The sequence below is a fragment of the Leclercia sp. UBA2479 genome (assembly GCF_002341985.1).
Lineage (GTDB): Bacteria > Pseudomonadota > Gammaproteobacteria > Enterobacterales > Enterobacteriaceae > Enterobacter > Enterobacter pneumoniae.
Genome location: NZ_DDPB01000004.1, coordinates 85,156 through 103,877, shown reverse-complemented (window position 1 = coordinate 103,877; position 18,722 = coordinate 85,156). Strand labels below are relative to the sequence as shown.

Below are 18,722 nucleotides of genomic sequence, written 5' to 3'. Positions count from 1 at the left end.
ATTTTTTTATGGAGAAAACACCATGAAAGGCAAAATCATCCCGCTGAGTTTTCAGACGCGTCAGGACAGTGAGACCGGACACGAGGTCATACGGATGACGCCCCCGCATATTATTTGCCACCGTAATTACTTCTATCAAAAGTGCTTCACCCGCGATAGCAGCAAACTGCTCTTTGGCGGCGCCTTTGAAGGGCACTGGAATTACTATCTGTTGGATATCCCCGGTCAGCAAGCCATGCAGCTCACCGAGGGGCCTGGAGATAACACCTTTGGCGGCTTTTTATCGGCTGACGATAAATCGCTCTGGTATGTCAAAGAGACCCGCGAACTCCGGCGCGTCGACCTGGAGAGCCTTGAAGAGTACGTGGTGTACGAGGTCGATGACGACTGGGTCGCCTACGGCACCTGGGTGGCCAACAGCGACTGCACGAAGCTGGTCGGGATTGAAATTAAAAAGAGCGACTGGCAACCCCTCACCGACTGGAGCAAGTTTCGGGCATTTTACTTCACTCAGCCGGAGTGCCGCTTAATCAATATCGATTTACGCACCGGCGAAAGGACAGTGATTTTGCAGGAGAAGCGCTGGCTTGGGCATCCCATTTATCGTCCGTTTGACGACAATACCATCGCTTTTTGCCATGAGGGCCCGCGCGATGCTATCGATGCGCGTATGTGGCTGATCAACCCCGACGGTCGCAACCTGCGCAAAGTGCGCCAGCACGCCGCAGGAGAGAGTTTTACCCATGAATTCTGGGTGCCGGACGGATCCGCTCTCTATTATGTGGCGCACAAAGAGCATGCAGCCCAGCGCTATCTGTGCAGTGCCGATCCTGCCACCTTAGAGAACCGCGAACTGATGGCCATTCCCCCCTGCTCTCATCTGATGAGCAACGACGATGGCTCGCTGATCGTCGGCGACGGCTCGCCGCACAACACGGGCGATATCAACCTGAACGATCCTTTTATCTGGGTATTCGATATTAAGAAGGGAACACAAAAAGCCATTTGCCAACATAACAGCAGCTGGAAAGTGCTGGACGGCGACCGTCAGGTGACGCATCCCCACCCCTCGTTCTCGCCGGATAATAAGTGGGTGTTGTACACCTCAGATACGGAAGGAATGCCTGCGCTCTATCTGTGTGCGGTTTAACTTGCTTGCCCCTCTCTATGCGAAAAAGAGGGGCAAACTGAACAGACATTACACGCCGATGTCGCGCAGTTTCTCTCCTGACATCAGTTTGCGTTCGATATGTTCCAGCGTCACCCCTTTGGTTTCAGGAATAAGCCAGAAGGTGATGCCAATAAAGGCCACGTTTAATGCCGTGTAGAGCCAGAACGTTCCCGCCGCACCAATGGCATCCAGCAATGTCAGGAAGGTTGCCCCGATGATCATGTTGGAGACCCAGTTAGTGGTGGTAGAGCAGGTGATGCCAAAGTCACGGCATTTCAGTGGCTGAATTTCAGAACATAAGATCCATACCACCGGCGCGGCGCTCATGGCATAGCCTGCAATACACATCATGGTCATGCCCACCGAAAGCCAGGAGAGCCCGCTCGATGCGGTACCGTTATCGAACTGCATCAGGCAGTAGCCGAGGATCAGCGTACCTATTGCCATCACGCTAAAGCCAATCTTCAGCGCCGGCTTACGCCCGGCTTTATCGACGGTGAACACGGCGATAAAGGTGGCAAACATAAAGGTCAGCCCGACCACCAGGGTAGCAATCATCTGCTGTTCTGTGGTAGTGAATCCGGCCATTTTGAAGATACGCGGGGCGTAATACATGATGATATTCATGCCGGTAAACTGCTGCATTGCCTGCAATAGCATGCCGAGGAATACCGCGCGGCGAACGTTGCGGTTAACCTTAAACAGCGACCAGCCGCCCTGCTTCAGCTTCAGACTTTCGCGGATCTCATTCAGCTCTTCGCGCGCTTTTTCAGAGGTGTCTCGCAGCATGCGTAGCACCTCTTCCGCTTCCACGTGGCGCCCTTTCTGCGCCAGCCAGCGCGGGCTGTTCGGCAGGAAAATCACTAATACGATCAGCAGCAGCGCTGGTAACGCCAGTACTCCTAACATAGCGCGCCAGTTACCGCTGTAGCTAAAATAGGTATCCGACAGGAATGCCAGCACGATGCCCAGCGTCACCATCAGCTGATACATACTGATCATTTTCCCGCGCACGTTTTCACTCGCCATTTCCGAGAGGTAGAGCGGCGCCGTATAAGATGCAATCCCCACCGCCACGCCCAGCAGCACGCGGGCGAGCAGTAGCACTTCAACCTGTGTGGCAAAGGCAGAGCCAACGGACCCGGCAACAAATAGAATTGCCCCCACCATCAGGCTGTATTTACGCCCCAGACGGAATGAGAGCCAGCCATTAAATAACGCACCTATCGCTGCGCCCAGCATCATGCTGCTCACTACCCACTCCTGCAGGCGGCTGCTGAGGGTGAAATGCTCGGTAATAAACGGCAACGCACCGGCGATCACGCCAATATCGAGCCCGAACAGCAGGCCTGCCACGGCAGCCGCAATCGAGACAAACTGATTCATGCGCCGGGTGTCGCGCAGCGCAGCCGGCATAAGGGTAGAGTCATTTATCGATGTCATAATTTCCTGCCAGAACCGAAAAATCGTTAACTGAAATTACGAGATAAGGGGAATAAGTGTCAGGCGGGAATGGGTGAAGTTATGGACTAATTAGCTATGGCATGGCGTTATGTGATGGACATTACAATTTCAAATGATTATGAAAAATCTTAATTTCCCGTTAATTAGCTAATAAATAAACAATAAATGTGTGACGCCTGTCGTGCCTGTTTTTTAAGTATGGATTAATTATCTTTCTTGATATGGATAATCAACATTACAGGCAAAAAAAACCTCCGCCCATGGGCAGAGGTTTTTTATAACGTGACGCGAAAATTAACGTGCCAGCCAGCCACCATCAACCGCAATGGTATAGCCGTTGATATAGTCAGATGCACCGGAGGCCAGAAATACCACCGGCCCCATCAGATCCGATGGCAGACCCCAGCGGCCTGCCGGAATACGCTCAAGAATGGCAGCACTGCGCTCTTCGTCAGCACGCAGCTGCTGGGTATTGTTGGTTGCCATGTAACCTGGCGCGATGGCGTTCACGTTAATGTTGTGCTGCGCCCACTCGTTGGCCAGCAGACGGGTCACGCCCATTACGCCGCTTTTCGATGCGGTGTAAGAAGGCACACGGATACCGCCCTGGAAGGAGAGCATAGAGGCGATATTGATAATCTTGCCGCCGTTGCCCTGAGCGATAAAGTGCTTCGCCGCCGCCTGAGACATGAAGAACACGCTCTTGATGTTCAGGTTCATCACGTCATCCCAGTCCTGCTCGCTGAAGTTAATCGCATCTTCACGGCGAATCAGACCCGCGTTGTTTACCAGAATGTCGATTTTACCGAACTCAGCAACGGCGCGATCCAGCAGCTCAGGAATAGCGTCGATTTTACGCAAATCGGCAGTCAGGCTCAGGAAGCGACGACCCAGCGCAGTAACGCGCTCAATGGTTTCTGTCGGCTCAACGATGTTAATACCAACGATGTCGCAGCCCGCTTCTGCCAGACCTAACGCCATACCCTGGCCCAGCCCCGTGTCACAACCCGAAACAACGGCCACTTTACCTTGCAGAGAAAATGAATCCAGAATCATGTTTTTTCCTTAATCGTTCAGCGCCTGTCATAACAGGCAGAGTTATGCATAACTGCCCGCAGTTAGCGCAAATCTTTAACAGCGACGTGGTCCATGTCATCAAAGACCTGGTTCTCACCCACCATACCCCAGATAAAGGTGTATGCACGGGTACCAACGCCTGAGTGAATGGACCAGCTTGGCGAGATAACGGCCTGCTCGTTGTGCATCACGATATGGCGCGTCTCTTGCGGCTGTCCCATCATGTGGAATACGCAGGCGTCGTCTTCCATGTTGAAGTAGAAGTAAACTTCCATGCGGCGCTCATGGGTATGGCACGGCATGGTGTTCCAGAGGTTGCCCGGCTCAAGCTCGGTCAGCCCCATGCTGAGCTGGCAGGTTTCCAGCACATCGGGAACGAAATATTTATTGATGGTGCGACGGTTGCTGGTGAGGTTATCCCCCAGCGTGACCGGAGCGACGTCTGCCGGGGTCACTTTTTTGGTGGGATAGGTGGTATGCGCAGGGGCGCAGTTGTAGTAGAACTTCGCGGGTTTGCTGTTATTTACGCTGGCGAAGACCACCTCTTTTGCACCCTTGCCTACATACAGCGCGTCGCGATGACCAATTTCGTAGCACTGGCCATCAACGGTGATGGTACCTGGCCCACCGATGTTGATCACGCCCAGTTCGCGACGCTCGAGGAAGTAGCTTACGCCCAGCTGTTTGCCCACTTCGCCGCCCACGGAGACGGTTTTTGCCACCGGCATAATGCCGCCAACAATGATGCGGTCAATGTGGCTGTACACCATGGTGTACTCATCCGCGACAAACACTTTCTCAACTAAAAACTCATTACGCAGCCCCTGGGTATCCAGCGTTTTTGCGTGCGCACTGTGGATGCTTTGTCTGACTTCCACATTAACCTCCAACGTATTCTGGCTAGTTAGCCTGGATAATTAACAAAACGATGTTCCGTTTTCATGATGAGCACATATTATCTTCTGTGAAATGGGTTTTCAATTGCATTCGAAACGTTGTTTCACTTTTTCTGCATGTTAATCTCAGAAGTGTAGTTTCGATCACGATTGTCAGGCTAACGGCCCTACCGCGCCGTTTAAGGTCGTTTTTAAATCACTTTAAAAACATGAAGATAGAATAGAGAAAGGTTTTTACTAGGTTATTCAGCACAAAAATTATTATCAGCAATAACATGAAACTGAATGATACAAATGTCTCCATATTGTCCAGAAGTGCGCCACCAGTCACACACATTGAAACGATGTTTTGATAATTTAATACCCAGTTTTTAAACCATTATCTTCAGGGCCTTTGCCCTGCCGTCGACATCAAGGAGCGCATCATGGCAAAAGGTATGCGGGTCAAGCTGAACTATGACGTCAGCCGCGATCCGGATACAGGCGTGGAAGTCACCCGCCTGACCCCCCCGGAAGTAACGTGCCACCGTAACTACTTCTATCAAAAATGCTTTTTCAATGATGGCAGCCATCTGCTGTTTGCCGGAGAGTTTGACGGCCACTGGAACTACTACCTGCTGGATATCAACAAAGCCGAGGCCGTACAGCTGACCGAAGGGGCCGGTGATAACACCTTTGGCGGCTTCTTGTCACCCGACGATACTTCGCTCTACTACGTGAAGAACGATCGTACCCTGCGGGAAGTGAATCTGCGCACGCTCGACGAGCGTGAAATCTATCGCGTGAGCGATGACTGGGTCGGATACGGCACCTGGGTGGCGAACAGCGATTGCACGAAACTGGTGGGCATTGAAATCGCCAAAAGCGACTGGACACCGCTCAATGACTGGAAGATCTTCCACGACTTTTTCCACAAAGGCCCACACTGCCGTCTGCTGCGCGTGGATCTGCAAACCGGCGAAAGCCGCGTCATCCACGAAGAGAAAAACTGGCTCGGTCACCCTATCTATCGTCCGTTCGATGACAACACCGTTGCGTTCTGCCATGAAGGTCCGCACGACCTGGTCGATGCCCGCATGTGGCTGGTCAACGAAGACGGGAGCCATGTGCGTAAAGTGAAGGAGCACGCTGAAGGCGAAAGCTGCACCCACGAGTTCTGGGTGCCAAACGGTTCTGCCCTGATTTATGTCTCTTATCTGAAGGGCGAACAGGGCCGTACGATTTATCGCTTCAATCCGGATACCGGCATTAATGAAACCGTGATGCAGATGCCCGCCTGTTCCCATCTGATGAGTAACTTTGATGGCACGCTGCTGGTAGGCGATGGTTCGGGTACGCCGGTGGATGTGAAAGACACCAGCGGCTATACCATCGATAACGATCCTTATCTGTATGCGTTCGACGTGGCGAAGAAAGGTTATTTCCGCATCGCGCGTCACGATACCTCCTGGGCCACGGTAGCAAATAGCCGCCAGGTGACCCATCCGCACCCCTCCTTTACGCCGGATGACAGTGCGGTCCTGTTTAGTTCCGATAAAGACGGTAAACCCGCTCTTTATATCGCGAAACTTCCTGAGCAACCTGAAATGTTGCAATCTTAATTGAGTTAGTGTTTCTGTAACTGGCCTTGCCCTCCTTCGCGGAGGGCTTTTTTTATTTCTACTGCCACCCGCAAAATATTTCAGCCACAAAAAAGCCGGCGCATGAGCCGGCTTTTCTTTCCCTGATGCTGTCTGGTTAGAATGAATATGCCACACCTAAACGGAAACGGGTTTGACGTTCATCCGTTGTTTTAACACCGACGTTACCCACTTCAGCGTATGGCGCCCAGTTTTTATCCCACTTATATGCCAGCTTCACGTTATATTCTTGAGAATAATCTTTATTGTTATTGCGAATGGTGCCTTCAGAGCTTTTCGCATAAACATAATTGAGCTCGGTGCGCCAGTCGCCCATTACCCAACCGATCCACGCATCACCACGATTGACTTTATCGTCTTCACGGTCTGGCGTAGAAGGATAACGGTTATATTCATAACGGTAACGTGCGGCCATGTAGAAACCGCTATCGAAGCTATATTGTGCATGCAGATAAGGTTTATAGACGGTATTACTCTCTTTGCTTTCCAGCGTCAGGCCCGGCGTTATTGCAATATTCTTGTTTGCTTTCCAGCGCCAGCTAATTTGCTCTTCATGGCCATTGCCCACGATATCTGCAAAAGGCTGATCGGCTTTATCACCACCTGATTTCCATTTCGCTTCAACAGAGAAACCAAAACCATTATCAAAACGATGTGATACGGACACGCGGTCTGCGTTAGTTCCTGTATCGATATACTCATGACGCAAATCTACGGTAACAGCCTGAGCCGCGAAAGACGCACCAATGAGAGAAGCAAGGACCAGAGATTTTTTAAACATGGGACACCCTCAATTAAAATGATGTTTCGTTTTTATGGAATTGCATTTTATTTTTTAAATAACGATATTTTAGTGATCCTGATCGTAATTATTTGTTTCATTTTTTTTGGCAACGATGGACGTGACAACCATCAACAAAAGAAGATGATTAAGGGGAAATTTAATGGTAAGGATCACAAAAGGAGGGTATTAACGCACGGGATTAATGACACTTAAATTATTAGAAAATTGAGAATTGACTTATGCGGATAAAAATAAGATTCATTTCACAAAAAAAGCCCCCAAAATTGGGGGCTGTGTAGCAGGAGATATTACTGCGCTGGGGTTATCTTTCGATGGCGAGCGCCACACCCTGGCCGCCGCCGATACATAATGTGGCCAGCCCTTTACGGGCATTGCGCTTCGCCATCTCATGAACCAGCGACACTAAAATACGACAGCCTGAAGCACCAATAGGATGACCGAGGGCGATTGCCCCGCCGTTAACGTTGACCCGGAGAGGATCCCACTCCAGCATCTTACCTACCGACAGCGCCTGCGCGGCAAAGGCCTCGTTGACTTCAATCAGATCCACGTCGCTGAGTTGCCAGCCTGCACGCTCCAGACAGCGGCGGGTGGCATAGACCGGCGCAATCCCCATCAGGGCAGGATCGACCCCCACGCTGGCAAAGGCTTTTATACGCGCCAGCACCGGCAGATTCAGCTCTTCCGCTTTACTCTCACTCATCATCATCACCGCTGCAGCACCGTCATTGATTGACGAGGCATTGCCGGCGGTCACGGAACCGAGCATTTCAAAGGCCGGAGCCAGCATGGCCAGCCCTTCGGCGCTGGCATCCACACGCGGTTGTTCGTCGGTATCGACGATAAAGGGTTCGCCGCCAGCGCGGGATGCGGCAACCGGTACAATCTCATCGCGAAAACGCCCGGAATCAATAGCCGCGCGGGCCTTTTGCTGAGAGCTGAGCGCATAGGCATCCTGTAACTCACGCGTGATGCCATATTCACGCGCCAGGTTCTCTGCGGTCACGCCCATATGGTAATCATTGAAGGCATCCCACAGGCCATCGTGCACCAGGCTATCGATAAGCTGACTGTTGCCGAGCTGCGCACCGGTGCGGCTGTCGGTCAGAACATGCGGAGCACGGCTCATGTTCTCCTGACCGCCCGCAATGACCACGTCGGCTTCGCCGCACTGGATCGCCTGCGTGGCCAGGTGCAGTGCCTTCAGGCCCGAACCGCATACGTCGTTAATGGTGATCGCCGAGACGGTATTCGGGAGTCCCCCTTTTAACGCCGCCTGCCGCGCGGGATTTTGCCCGGCTCCTGCGGTCAATACCTGACCGAGGATCACTTCATCAATTTCATGGGCAGCAACGCCGCTACGTGCCACCAGCGCGTTAACCACCACGCTACCCAGCTCAACCGCAGAGTGACGCGCCAACGCTCCCTGAAAACAGCCAATAGCTGTACGCAATGCACCCACAATGACGACGTCTTTCATCTCAACCTCTGCGCAAAATGACACCGGCAATAGTAGAGGATTGTTATCAACTATTAATGTAATTGTTTAAAAATAGTGAGTTTTATCACAAAGGATTTGTGGCTTAACGCCGCAGGACATTAAGAAGAGTAATCATTATCAAGGTAATTATAAGAGAACGTATTTGCATTATCTCAGCAGAAAGATAAGTTAGAAATTGCAAACACGCGTTCACACTGGAGTAACAAATGGTCGACTGTATCATTCCAGAAATAAAAGAATCAGAAGACGAAATTATTGCCATCCGCCGTTATTTACATGCCAACCCAGAATTAAGCCTCGAAGAGTTTAATACCAGTAATCTGGTTGCCCACCAGCTAGCATCGTGGGGCTACCAGGTTACCCGTGATATTGGTAAAACCGGCGTTGTGGGTTCGCTCAGCAAAGGCCAGGGCAGTAAAACTATCGGCCTGCGGGCCGATATGGATGCGCTGCCGATTTTTGAAACCACCGACCTCCCCTGGGCCAGTACCGTACCCGGCAAAATGCACGCCTGCGGTCACGACGGACACACCGCCATTTTACTGGCGACGGCAAAATACCTCGCCTCAGACGCCTGTCAGTTTAACGGCACAGTGCACCTTATTTTCCAGCCGGCCGAAGAGGCAATTGGCGGGGCGGATTTAATGATTAAGGATGGGTTGTTTGACCGCTTCCCCTGCGACCGAATTTTTGCCCTGCACAATATGCCCTGGCTGCCGACCGGTAAATTCGGCTTCTATGAAGGCAACTTTATGGCCTCTGCCGATACCGTCAAAATTACCCTTAACGGCTACGGTGGACATGGCGCGCACCCTGAGCGTAGCGTCGATCCCATTCTGACGGGCGCCGCGTTGGTGATGGCGTTGCAAAGCATTGTTTCGCGAAACGTACCGCCGGGAGAAACCGCCGTCGTTACCGTAGGGACCTTCAACGCGGGTATTGCTTCCAACGTGATCCCGGATAGTGCCCAGATGGAACTGACAGTACGTTCCATGAAACCGGAGATCCGTGAGCTACTGATTCGCCGTATTAAAGAGATTGCCGATCTCACCGCCCGTAGCTATGGCGCCCGCTGTGAAATCGAGATTTATGACTCCTACCCGGTATTAATTAATGATGCCGAACAGACTGCTTTTGCCCGCCAGCTGGCCATCGAGTTTTTTGGTCAGGATGCAGTGCTGGATAGCGTATCGCCTTCTAACGGCAGCGAAGACTTCGCTTTTATGTTGCAGGAACGCCCTGGCAGCTATTTCTTACTCGGCAACGGCGAGAAAGGGGAGAAAGGCGGCTGCATGGTGCATAACCCGGGCTACGACTTTAATGACGAAATCATCACCACGGGTGCCTCTTTCTTTGCCCGTTTAGTGGAAAACTATTGCCGTTAAGAGAGTACATAAAAATGAAAAAATATTTATTACCGCTGCTGGCATTGATGGCTGCCTCATCCGTGTTCGCGGGTGAGACCCGGGAGCTCCGCTTTGGCGTAGATCCGACCTTCGCCCCTTTTGAGTCGAAAAATCCTCAGGGCGACGTGGTTGGGTTTGATATCGATCTGGGTAATGCGATTTGCGCAAAGTTACAGGCGAAATGCGTCTGGGTAGAAAATAATTTCGACGGGATTATTCCCTCCCTGAAGGCGCGTAAATTCGATGCCATTTTATCGGGGATGTATATCACCGAGAAACGCAAAGAGCAGATTGCCTTCAGCGACAAGATATACAGCGGACCCGCTTTCCTGGTCGCCCGTAAAAATAGCCTGCCCGACAACAGTCTGGACCAGCTGAAAGGTAAAACCATTGGCGTTGAGCAGGGTTCCGCCCAGGAGACTTACGCCAACCAGAAGTGGCGCGGTGAGGGAGTTAACGTGGTGGCGTATCAGGGGGCCGACCAGGTTATCCGCGATCTCGAATCCGGGCGAATTGACGGGGCTGTCCTCTCGGGCGTTATGGCTGAGTACAGTTTTCTGAGCAAACCCCAGGGCAAGGCATTTGCCTTTGTTGGCGGCGCGCTTCAGGACGATGCCCTGTTTGGCGCCGGGGCGGCCATCGGTCTACGTAAAGAGGACGATAAGCTGCGCCAGGAGCTGAACGGGGCGATTGCCGCGATCCTGGCGGATGGTACCTACAAAAAGCTCGCCGACCGCTATTTCAGTTTTGATATCTATACCGGTAAGTAATGTTTTCCCGCTCGTCACAAACGGATGGGTGGGCCTTTTCTGCCGGACGATGTCCCGGGATCGGCCTTCTCCTGTAAGTAATGCCGCAGCCAGTTCCCCGCCATTCCCGGCGGGGAACGTTTATTCCATACCACATCAATGGCCACCGATCGCGGCCATCCTGCGACATTGAGCTGCACCAGGGTTTTTGCCGGCGCGAACTCCTCTACCAGCGCGCAGGGTAATTCGCACCAGCCGAAGCCCTGTACCGCCATGCTGAGCAACATCAGATAGTTAGGTGCAGACCAGACCGGTCCCTGAGCCAGCGCTGGCTGGCGCTCCAGATAGGTGTTCAGGCGCAGCTCTCGCCAGCCGTGCAGTTCATCGGCATTGATGCGCGTCTGCGCCGCCAGAGGGTGGCCGGCAGAGGTATATATCGCCATGTGCGTCTGCATGGGCAGGCGGGTGGCACCAATATCGGTAGGATAGTGCTCACGCGCCTCGGTCAGGCCAATCTGCGCCCGCTCTTTTTGCAGCAGATCGATCACGTCCTCTTCTTCCCCAATCAGACATTCGAATTCGGTGTGCGGAAAGCGCTCGTCAAAACGGTAGAGCATCTCTTCAAGCACATCCGGGTGCAGGGTGTCAGAAAGTACAAAGGTCAGCCGGGGTTCAGTTTCATCGCTGAGCGAGACCGCCAGTTCATCGAGACGAGCGCTGGCGGCCAGGATCGACTGGACATAGCCCAGCACCTGCCTTCCCTGAGCAGTCAACACCGGCTGTCGTGCACTGCGATCAAACAGTGTAAAACCGAGATCGTCCTCCAGGTGGGCGATGGCCGTGCTGATAGTGGACTGACTTTTTCGTAGACGGCGGGCCGCAGCGGAGAAGGATCCCGCCGCCACCGTCTCGACAAACGCCGTTAATGCTTCAGGAGAGTAGCGCATGGTGTATCTACTTTATCGATGGAATCCAACTTTTATATATCAGTTTAAACGATAAAAATAGCGACATTATTTTGCCCATACAGGCACGCTAACGAGGTATCAGGTTATGCAGCACAACGATGTTCAACGCAGAAAACTGCCGGAACGCATCTTTCACGCCGTCTGTTTTGAGGGGATTGCCACGGCGATCCTCGCGCCGACAACCGCCTGGCTGATGCAGCGCCCGGTGCTGGAGATGGGAGGATTAACCCTGCTTCTCGCCACCACCGCGATGATCTGGAACATCATTTATAACGCCGGGTTCGACGCACTGTGGCCCCGGCATAAGGTGCCGCGCACGACCAAAGTGCGCGCCCTGCACGCGCTCGGTTTTGAAGTCGGATTTATATTTATCGGCGTCGGTATCGTATCGATGGTGCTGGGTGTGAGTCTGCTTCAGGCGTTTATGTTAGAGATAGGGTTCTTCATTTTCTTCCTGCCCTACACCATGTTCTATAACTGGGCATACGACACGCTACGCGATCGTATTATCCGCCGCCGCGAGCTGCGACGCGCCGCAGCAAACTAACGTCCCCACCGGCCGGAAATGCTTTCCGGCCCCGCTTACCTAACGTCAACTGCGCCGTCTCCCCATAATTATGGTAAATTAGTCTCCTTTTTGTTGTTTTTATAGTTGATACGTTTTCCTAATGTCGAAAATTTGGTCTAAAGAAGAGACCCTCTGGAGCTTTGCCCTGTATGGCACTGCCGTGGGCGCAGGAACCCTGTTCTTGCCTATCCAGCTCGGGTCCGCAGGCGCTATCGTCCTGTTTATCACCGCTCTTGTGGCCTGGCCACTCACTTACTGGCCTCATAAAGCACTGTGCCAGTTCATCCTCTCCTCAAAGACAAAAGGCAATGAAGGGATCACCGGTGCGGTAACGCACTACTACGGAAAGACGATCGGCAATCTGATCACCACGCTCTATTTCGTGGCTTTCTTTGTGGTCGTGCTGATCTATGCCGTGGCGATCACCAATTCGCTTACTGAACAGCTGGCAAAACGCATGACGGTAGACCTTACCGTGCGGGTGCTGGTGAGCCTTGGCGTGGTACTGGCCCTTAACCTCATCTTCCTGATGGGACGTCATATCACTCTGCGGGTAATGGGTTTTCTGGTCTTCCCGCTGATCGCCTATTTTCTGCTGGTCTCGATTTATTTGACCGGCAGCTGGCAACCCACCCTGCTCACCAACCAGATGAGCTTCGATAAACAGACGCTGCATCAGGTGTGGATATCGATCCCGGTCATGGTATTTGCCTTTAGCCACACGCCGATCATTTCAACCTTTGCCGTTGACCGTCGGGAAAAGTATGGCGATGCCGCCATGGGACACTGTACCCGCATCATGAAGGTGGCCTATTTGATCATCTGCCTGAGCGTGCTGTTCTTTGTCTTTAGTTGTCTGCTGTCGATTCCGCCGGCCTATATCGTGGCCGCCAAAGAGCAAGGCGTGACCATTCTCTCTGCGCTGTCGATGATGCCTTCATCGCCGTCCTGGCTGGGTATTTCCGGGATTGTGGTCGCCATTGTGGCGATGTCGAAATCCTTCCTTGGCACCTATTTTGGCGTGATCGAGGGGGCGACGGAGATAGTGAAATCGTCGTTGAACCAGGTGGGGGTCAAGAAAAGCCGGGCCTTTAACCGCGCGCTCTCTATTATGATCGTGTCGTTGATTACGTTCGTGGTGTGCTGCATTAATCCGAACGCCATTTCGATGATTTATGCCATTAGCGGGCCGCTCATCGCCATGATTTTGTTCATCATGCCGACGTTATCAACCTACCTGATCCCGTCCCTGAAACCCTACCGCTCGGTGGGCAATCTGCTGACGCTGATTGTCGGCGTGATGTGCGTATCGGTGATGTTTATCGCCTAAATCGCCATGCCATAGACGTGCAGCACGCTGGTCTGGTCCGGCGTGCTGAACACGTCGTCGCGCAGATGGCGCATGCCCTGCGCTTCATAAAACCGCCTTGCCCTTTCGTTGCCCTGCAATACCTCAAGACAAAAGTAGCGACTGCCGCTGGCTTTCGCGCGGGTTAACACCTCTGTAAAGAGTAATTGTCCAAAGCCATGACCGGTGGCGGCCTGGGTGAAATAGAGTTTATTCAGCAGCGTACCCGGCTCCGCGGGCTGCTGTTGCCGGGTGTATTTTGCAAAACCGATGGGCTTATCGGTGATGGCCAGCAGCCAGCGCACATCAGGGTCGTTCAGGCTGGCCGTAAGGGTCGAGACAGAATACTCCTCCTCCAGCCATGCCAGCATCGCCTGTTGCGAATGCCAGTAGTGGGCAAAGTGGCTAAGGTAGGTTGTTTTGCCTAATGCGGATAGCACGGCGATATCCTCAACCGTGGCTTCTTTGATCTGTAAATCCATGCTTCCCCCTGATATCCCTGAAAGAGTACCGGGGGGCATAGCACTGAGGCAACTATCAGATTTTGCAGGATAAGGTCTGTGAATGCGACATCAGGCGCGGATACTGTCGTACTCGCGATTATTATCAAATTCATGCTTAGCAAACGGACAGAGAGGAATGATTTTGCGATTCTCTGCACGCATTTTTTCGACTACTTTCGCCACCAGCTGTTTGCCCACCCCTTGCCCCTTCAGACTCGGATCGACATCCGTATGTTCAATGATGCTCAGGTGCTCGCCCGTAGGCACAAAGACGATTTCCGCGACCTGGTTACCTGCGGCATCATTGACATAAAACTTGTTGTGGCCTTCCTGAATTTCCATAATTTCTCGCTTATTTATGACGGTATTTAAGGGCGCCGCTCGGGCAGGTGTCGATGACGCGCACCACGGTATCTACATCCACTTCATCAGGGATGATCCAGGGTTTACGTTTAAGATTGAAGAGCTTTGCACTTCCACGCACGCAGTTGCCTGCATGCTGGCAGATACCGGTATTAAAATAGACATCAATTTTTTCACCGGTATAGGCGCGATACCCCGCTTCCAGGAGTTCGTTATCCATGACATTGCCTCTGTAATTATTATTGATTCGGCAGTAAGAATAGCGCTACGGCTCATTGAGAAGCAAAATGAAAAAGGGTGCCTCAGGCAGTTCAGATAGAAGAGTGGCGTTTTAAAAAGAGAGTGGAAGAAGATGCGCTTTTTTTCGTTTAAAGCTGTGATTGTTCAGGCTGACAGAGCGTTAAGCGGCTGATTATTTGTCGGGTGATGCAGGAATAAAGAGATTTTTTAAGAAAAGAGAAAGCTGGAGCGGGCGAAGGGAATCGAACCCTCGTATAGAGCTTGGGAAGCTCTCGTTCTACCATTGAACTACGCCCGCTTTGAGGTGCGTAAAGCATTATAGGCTTTACGCACACGCTGACAAGCCTGCTAACAGCTAAGTGGCGATTAAATAACCATTTAGCACTTCGGTTTTCCGCCCGGGGCGGGCAGATAGCGCTGGGGATCGATAGCCGTGGCGCGATAGCGGATCTGGAAATGCAGCGCCACCGAATTGGTCCCGGTACTGCCCATGGTGGCGATCTTCTGTCCGGCCTTCACGTTTTGCCCGTTATTCACCAGCATGGAATCATTATGCGCATAGGCGGTAATGTAATCCTCACCATGTTTAATCATAATCAGGTTGCCATAGCCACGTAGCTGATTACCCACGTAGACCACTTTGCCGGCACCCGAGGCATAAACCGGTGAACCGCGCGTGCCTGCGATATCTATTCCTTTGTTTCCCCCTTCTGCGGTGGAATAGGGAACAATCACTTTTCCACTGGCAGGCCAGACCCAGCAGCGCTGCCCAACCGGTGGCCAGGATGAGGTCGGCACCGCATAGGACGGCGTGACGGCAGTTTTTCTGCTGCTCTTGCCAGACGATTTTTTCGAACCCGCGCTGCTGCCGTTCACGTTCAGCTTCTGCCCGATTTCGATGGTATACGGCGGAGAGATATTATTCAGACGCGCCAGCTCCTTCACGCTGGTGCCCGTCATCCGCGATATGCGATAAAGGGTATCGCCGCGTTTAACGGTATAAACCGCACCGGAATAACTGCCCCCCGAAGATTTACTGCCCGAACATCCCACCAGCAAAAGTGTGAGCGTCAGGCAAGTAAGCGCGAAGAGGTTTTTTCTCGTCAGGCTTCCTGCAAACAAAACAGTTCCTTATTCAACGTGAATGGCCGCCATATGATAGCAGCCCCCTTCCCGATGCCCAATCTTTTCACGGCAGCTGAACTCGTCTGCGGCCAGACGAGATAACGGTATACCGGTGGATAGTGCCCGATGCGCTGTTATCTCCCCGCGGCAGGCAATAAAAAAGCCCCGACGCGGTAAACGTCGGGGCTTATTTGTGTCTCTGTCAGGCTTACTTCACCGGACGCATCGCCGGGAAGAGGATCACGTCACGGATAGTGTGGCTGTTAGTAAACAGCATTACCATACGGTCGATACCAATGCCCAGGCCCGCCGTTGGTGGCAGACCGTGCTCCAGCGCGGTTACGTAGTCTTCGTCAAAGAACATCGCTTCGTCGTCACCGGCGTCTTTCGCGTTAACCTGATCCTGGAAACGCTGCGCCTGGTCTTCGGCATCGTTCAGCTCGCTAAAGCCGTTACCGATTTCACGGCCACCGATAAAGAATTCGAAGCGGTCAGTGATTTCCGGGTTCTCGTCATTACGACGCGCCAGCGGAGAAACTTCAGCCGGGTATTCAGTGATGAAGGTCGGCTGAATCAGGTGCGCTTCGGCCACTTCTTCGAAGATCTCGGTCACGATACGACCCAGACCCCAGCTCTTCTCAACCTTGATACCGATGCTTTCGGCAATGGCTTTCGCCGAGTCGAAGTTATCCAGATCGGCCATATTGGTTTCAGGACGGTATTTCTGAATCGCTTCGCGCATGGTCAGTTTTTCGAACGGCTTGCCGAAGTCGAAGACCTCTTCACCGTAAGGCACTTCCGTGGTGCCCAGAATATCCTGCGCCAGGGTACGGAACAGGGATTCGGTCAGCTCGATCAGATCTTTGTAATCTGCATACGCCATATAGAGTTCCATCATGGTGAACTCTGGGTTATGACGCACGGAGATGCCTTCGTTACGGAAGTTACGGTTGATTTCGAACACGCGGTCGAAACCACCCACCACCAGACGCTTCAGATACAGTTCCGGCGCGATACGCAGGTACATGTCGAGGTCGAGGGCATTGTGATGGGTGATGAACGGACGCGCAGAGGCGCCGCCAGGGATCACCTGCATCATCGGGGTTTCCACTTCCATAAAGTCGCGATTCACCATGAACTGGCGAATACCGGCCATGATCTGAGAGCGAATTTTGAAGGTCTTGCGGGATTCATCGTTAGAGATGAGGTCCAGATAGCGCTGACGATAACGCGCTTCCTGATCCTGCAGGCCGTGGAATTTGTCCGGCAGCGGGCGCAGGGCTTTGGTCAGCAGACGCAGCTCGGTGCAGTGAATAGAGAGCTCGCCGGTCTTGGTTTTGAACAACTTGCCTTTCGCGCCCAGAATATCGCCCAGGTCCCACTTCTTGAACTGCTCGTTGTAAATGCCTTCCGGCAGGTCATCACGAGAAACGTACAGCTGAATACGGCCGCCCACGTCCTGCAGCGTTACAAAGGAGGCTTTACCCATAATACGGCGGGTCATCATGCGGCCAGCAACGGCCACTTCGATGTTCAGCGCTTCCAGCTCTTCGTTCTCTTTACCATCAAAGTCAGCGTGCAGTTGGTCTGAGGTATGGTCACGACGAAAATCGTTCGGGAACGGCACGCCCTGCTCACGCAGCGCAGCCAGCTTCTCACGGCGGGTTTTCAGTTCATTGTTAAGATCGACGACCGCGTCAGCGCCCTGTGCTTGTTGTTCAGACATGTTGGTTCCTCATAACCCTGCTTTCAAACTTGCTTCGATAAATTGGTCCAGGCTGCCATCCAGCACCGCCTGCGTGTTACGGGTTTCAACACCGGTACGCAGATCTTTAATGCGGGAGTCATCAAGGACATAAGAACGAATCTGGCTGCCCCAGCCGATGTCAGATTTGTTATCTTCCATCGCCTGCTTCTCAGCATTTTTCTTTTGCATCTCCAGCTCATAAAGCTTCGCTTTCATCTGCTTCATGGCCTGGTCTTTGTTCTTATGCTGGGAACGGTCATTCTGGCACTGCGTCACCAGCCCGGTTGGGATGTGGGTAATACGCACCGCAGATTCTGTACGGTTAACGTGCTGACCACCCGCGCCGGATGCGCGATAAACGTCGATACGCAGATCCGCCGGGTTGATGTCGATATCAATATCTTCGTCAACTTCCGGGTAAACAAACGCGGAACTGAAGGAGGTATGGCGACGGCCGCCGGAGTCAAACGGGCTCTTACGCACCAGACGGTGCACGCCGGTTTCAGTACGCAGCCAGCCGTAAGCGTAATCGCCGATGATCTTGATAGTCACGGATTTCAGACCCGCCACTTCGCCTTCAGACTCTTCGATGATTTCAGTTTTGAAACCACGCGCTTCCGCCCAGCGCAGGTACATACGAGTCAGCATGCTGGCCCAGTCCTGTGCTTCGGTACCGCCGGAGCCCGCCTGGATATCCAGGTAGCAATCTGCGCTGTCGTATTCGCCAGAGAACATACGACGGAATTCGAGCTGTGCCAGCTTCTCTTCCAGAACGTCGAGCTCGGCTACGGCTTCGTTAAAGGTTTCTTCGTCGTCGGCTTCAACAGCCAGCTCCAGCAGCCCGGAAACATCTTCCAGACCCTGAGACATTTGGTCGAGGGTATCAACAATGGCTTCGAGGGAGGAACGCTCTTTACCCAGCGCCTGTGCGCGTTCAGGTTCGTTCCAGACGTCCGGCTGTTCCAGCTCGGCGTTTACTTCTTCGAGACGCTCTTTCTTGGCATCGTAGTCAAAGATACCCCCTAAGAACGTCAGAGCGCTCCGTGAGGTCCTGAATGCGGTTTTTTACCGGGTTAATTTCAAACATGGTCTGTTTTCTTTTCTGGACTAGTCAAAATGCGGTGATAAGAGCGGGATTGTACCCAATCCAC

The 18,722-nt window shown here is 52.7% G+C and carries 18 protein-coding genes and 1 tRNA gene; 6 read left to right on the top strand and 13 right to left on the bottom strand.

What is annotated here, in order from left to right; genetic code table 11:
• Nucleotides 1-22 precede the first annotated feature (22 nt).
• Complete coding sequence (locus B3B59_RS03705; protein ID WP_046887098.1) at nucleotides 23-1,150, top strand: oligogalacturonate lyase family protein; 1,128 nt, start codon at nucleotides 23-25, stop codon at nucleotides 1,148-1,150.
• A 48-nt stretch (nucleotides 1,151-1,198) separates the two neighbouring features.
• Here the strand turns inward: B3B59_RS03705 and B3B59_RS03700 are convergent, their stop codons facing one another.
• The 3 genes from B3B59_RS03700 to kduI all read right to left on the bottom strand — a co-directional run bounded on the left by B3B59_RS03700 (nucleotide 1,199) and on the right by kduI (nucleotide 4,590).
• On the bottom strand, nucleotides 1,199-2,614 hold the full coding sequence (locus B3B59_RS03700) for an arabinose-proton symporter AraE (RefSeq protein WP_040074173.1): 1,416 nt from the start codon (nucleotides 2,612-2,614) through the stop codon (nucleotides 1,199-1,201).
• Between the two features lie 315 nt (nucleotides 2,615-2,929).
• The gene (gene kduD / locus B3B59_RS03695) at nucleotides 2,930-3,691 is read right to left on the bottom strand and encodes a 2-dehydro-3-deoxy-D-gluconate 5-dehydrogenase KduD (protein ID WP_040074172.1); all 762 of its coding nucleotides are present in this window, start codon (nucleotides 3,689-3,691) and stop codon (nucleotides 2,930-2,932) included.
• A gap of 62 nt (nucleotides 3,692-3,753) precedes the next feature.
• The gene (gene kduI / locus B3B59_RS03690; protein WP_046887100.1) at nucleotides 3,754-4,590 is read right to left on the bottom strand and encodes a 5-dehydro-4-deoxy-D-glucuronate isomerase; all 837 of its coding nucleotides are present in this window, start codon (nucleotides 4,588-4,590) and stop codon (nucleotides 3,754-3,756) included.
• Between the two features lie 443 nt (nucleotides 4,591-5,033).
• Here kduI and B3B59_RS03685 point away from each other — a divergent pair, with 443 nt between their 5' ends.
• Nucleotides 5,034-6,209 (top strand): oligogalacturonate lyase family protein, encoded by a 1,176-nt coding sequence (locus tag B3B59_RS03685; RefSeq protein ID WP_046887101.1) that lies wholly within the window; start codon nucleotides 5,034-5,036, stop codon nucleotides 6,207-6,209.
• A gap of 136 nt (nucleotides 6,210-6,345) precedes the next feature.
• Here the strand turns inward: B3B59_RS03685 and B3B59_RS03680 are convergent, their stop codons facing one another.
• Complete coding sequence (locus B3B59_RS03680) at nucleotides 6,346-7,029, bottom strand: oligogalacturonate-specific porin KdgM family protein (RefSeq protein ID WP_040074170.1); 684 nt, start codon at nucleotides 7,027-7,029, stop codon at nucleotides 6,346-6,348.
• A 325-nt stretch (nucleotides 7,030-7,354) separates the two neighbouring features.
• Nucleotides 7,355-8,533, bottom strand: a complete 1,179-nt coding sequence (locus B3B59_RS03675; protein WP_040074167.1) for an acetyl-CoA C-acetyltransferase — start codon at nucleotides 8,531-8,533, stop codon at nucleotides 7,355-7,357.
• Nucleotides 8,534-8,760: 227 nt separating this feature from the next.
• On the opposite strand from B3B59_RS03675, the gene B3B59_RS03670 reads away from it, so the two are divergent.
• Both B3B59_RS03670 and B3B59_RS03665 read left to right on the top strand, forming a co-directional pair.
• Nucleotides 8,761-9,939 carry a M20 aminoacylase family protein gene (locus B3B59_RS03670; RefSeq protein WP_046887103.1) on the top strand — a complete coding sequence of 393 codons (1,179 nt, stop codon included), beginning with the start codon at nucleotides 8,761-8,763 and terminating at the stop codon, nucleotides 9,937-9,939.
• Between the two features lie 14 nt (nucleotides 9,940-9,953).
• Nucleotides 9,954-10,730 carry an ABC transporter substrate-binding protein gene (locus B3B59_RS03665; RefSeq protein ID WP_046887104.1) on the top strand — a complete coding sequence of 259 codons (777 nt, stop codon included), beginning with the start codon at nucleotides 9,954-9,956 and terminating at the stop codon, nucleotides 10,728-10,730.
• Nucleotides 10,731-10,744: 14 nt separating this feature from the next.
• Here B3B59_RS03665 and B3B59_RS03660 read toward each other — a convergent pair whose 3' ends face one another.
• Entirely contained in the window at nucleotides 10,745-11,656 is a 912-nt protein-coding gene (locus B3B59_RS03660; RefSeq protein WP_046887105.1) for a LysR family transcriptional regulator, read from the bottom strand.
• A gap of 106 nt (nucleotides 11,657-11,762) precedes the next feature.
• Here B3B59_RS03660 and B3B59_RS03655 point away from each other — a divergent pair, with 106 nt between their 5' ends.
• Together B3B59_RS03655 and B3B59_RS03650 are read left to right on the top strand one after the other, a co-directional pair.
• Complete coding sequence (locus B3B59_RS03655; protein ID WP_046887106.1) at nucleotides 11,763-12,224, top strand: multidrug/biocide efflux PACE transporter; 462 nt, start codon at nucleotides 11,763-11,765, stop codon at nucleotides 12,222-12,224.
• A gap of 121 nt (nucleotides 12,225-12,345) precedes the next feature.
• On the top strand, nucleotides 12,346-13,575 hold the full coding sequence (locus tag B3B59_RS03650; protein ID WP_046887107.1) for an amino acid permease: 1,230 nt from the start codon (nucleotides 12,346-12,348) through the stop codon (nucleotides 13,573-13,575).
• On the opposite strand, the gene B3B59_RS03645 is transcribed toward B3B59_RS03650, so the two are convergent.
• From B3B59_RS03645 to prfB, 7 genes are all read right to left on the bottom strand, one after another.
• Entirely contained in the window at nucleotides 13,572-14,075 is a 504-nt protein-coding gene (locus B3B59_RS03645; RefSeq protein WP_046887108.1) for a GNAT family N-acetyltransferase, read from the bottom strand. The two genes, B3B59_RS03650 and B3B59_RS03645, sit on opposite strands and share 4 nt — an antisense overlap.
• A 90-nt stretch (nucleotides 14,076-14,165) precedes the next feature.
• Nucleotides 14,166-14,438: a GNAT family N-acetyltransferase gene (locus tag B3B59_RS03640; RefSeq protein ID WP_040074156.1), complete on the bottom strand. Its 273-nt coding sequence runs from the start codon at nucleotides 14,436-14,438 to the stop codon at nucleotides 14,166-14,168.
• 10 nt (nucleotides 14,439-14,448) lie between these two features.
• Entirely contained in the window at nucleotides 14,449-14,679 is a 231-nt protein-coding gene (yjdI, locus tag B3B59_RS03635) for a 4Fe-4S mono-cluster protein YjdI (RefSeq protein WP_040074154.1), read from the bottom strand.
• 244 nt (nucleotides 14,680-14,923) lie between these two features.
• Nucleotides 14,924-14,997 (bottom strand) — tRNA-Gly (locus B3B59_RS03630).
• A gap of 80 nt (nucleotides 14,998-15,077) precedes the next feature.
• Nucleotides 15,078-15,821 carry an amidase activator ActS gene (gene actS, locus B3B59_RS03625; protein ID WP_046887109.1) on the bottom strand — a complete coding sequence of 248 codons (744 nt, stop codon included), beginning with the start codon at nucleotides 15,819-15,821 and terminating at the stop codon, nucleotides 15,078-15,080.
• Nucleotides 15,822-16,032: 211 nt separating this feature from the next.
• Entirely contained in the window at nucleotides 16,033-17,550 is a 1,518-nt protein-coding gene (gene lysS, locus B3B59_RS03620) for a lysine--tRNA ligase (RefSeq protein WP_040074151.1), read from the bottom strand.
• Between the two features lie 9 nt (nucleotides 17,551-17,559).
• Nucleotides 17,560-18,658 (bottom strand): peptide chain release factor 2 gene (prfB, locus tag B3B59_RS03615; protein WP_154298971.1). Its coding sequence is split into 2 segments (ribosomal slippage): nucleotides 17,560-18,582 and nucleotides 18,584-18,658, totalling 1,098 coding nucleotides; the frame shifts between segments, so codons are not numbered across the junction.
• Between the last annotated feature and the right edge of the window lie 64 nt (nucleotides 18,659-18,722).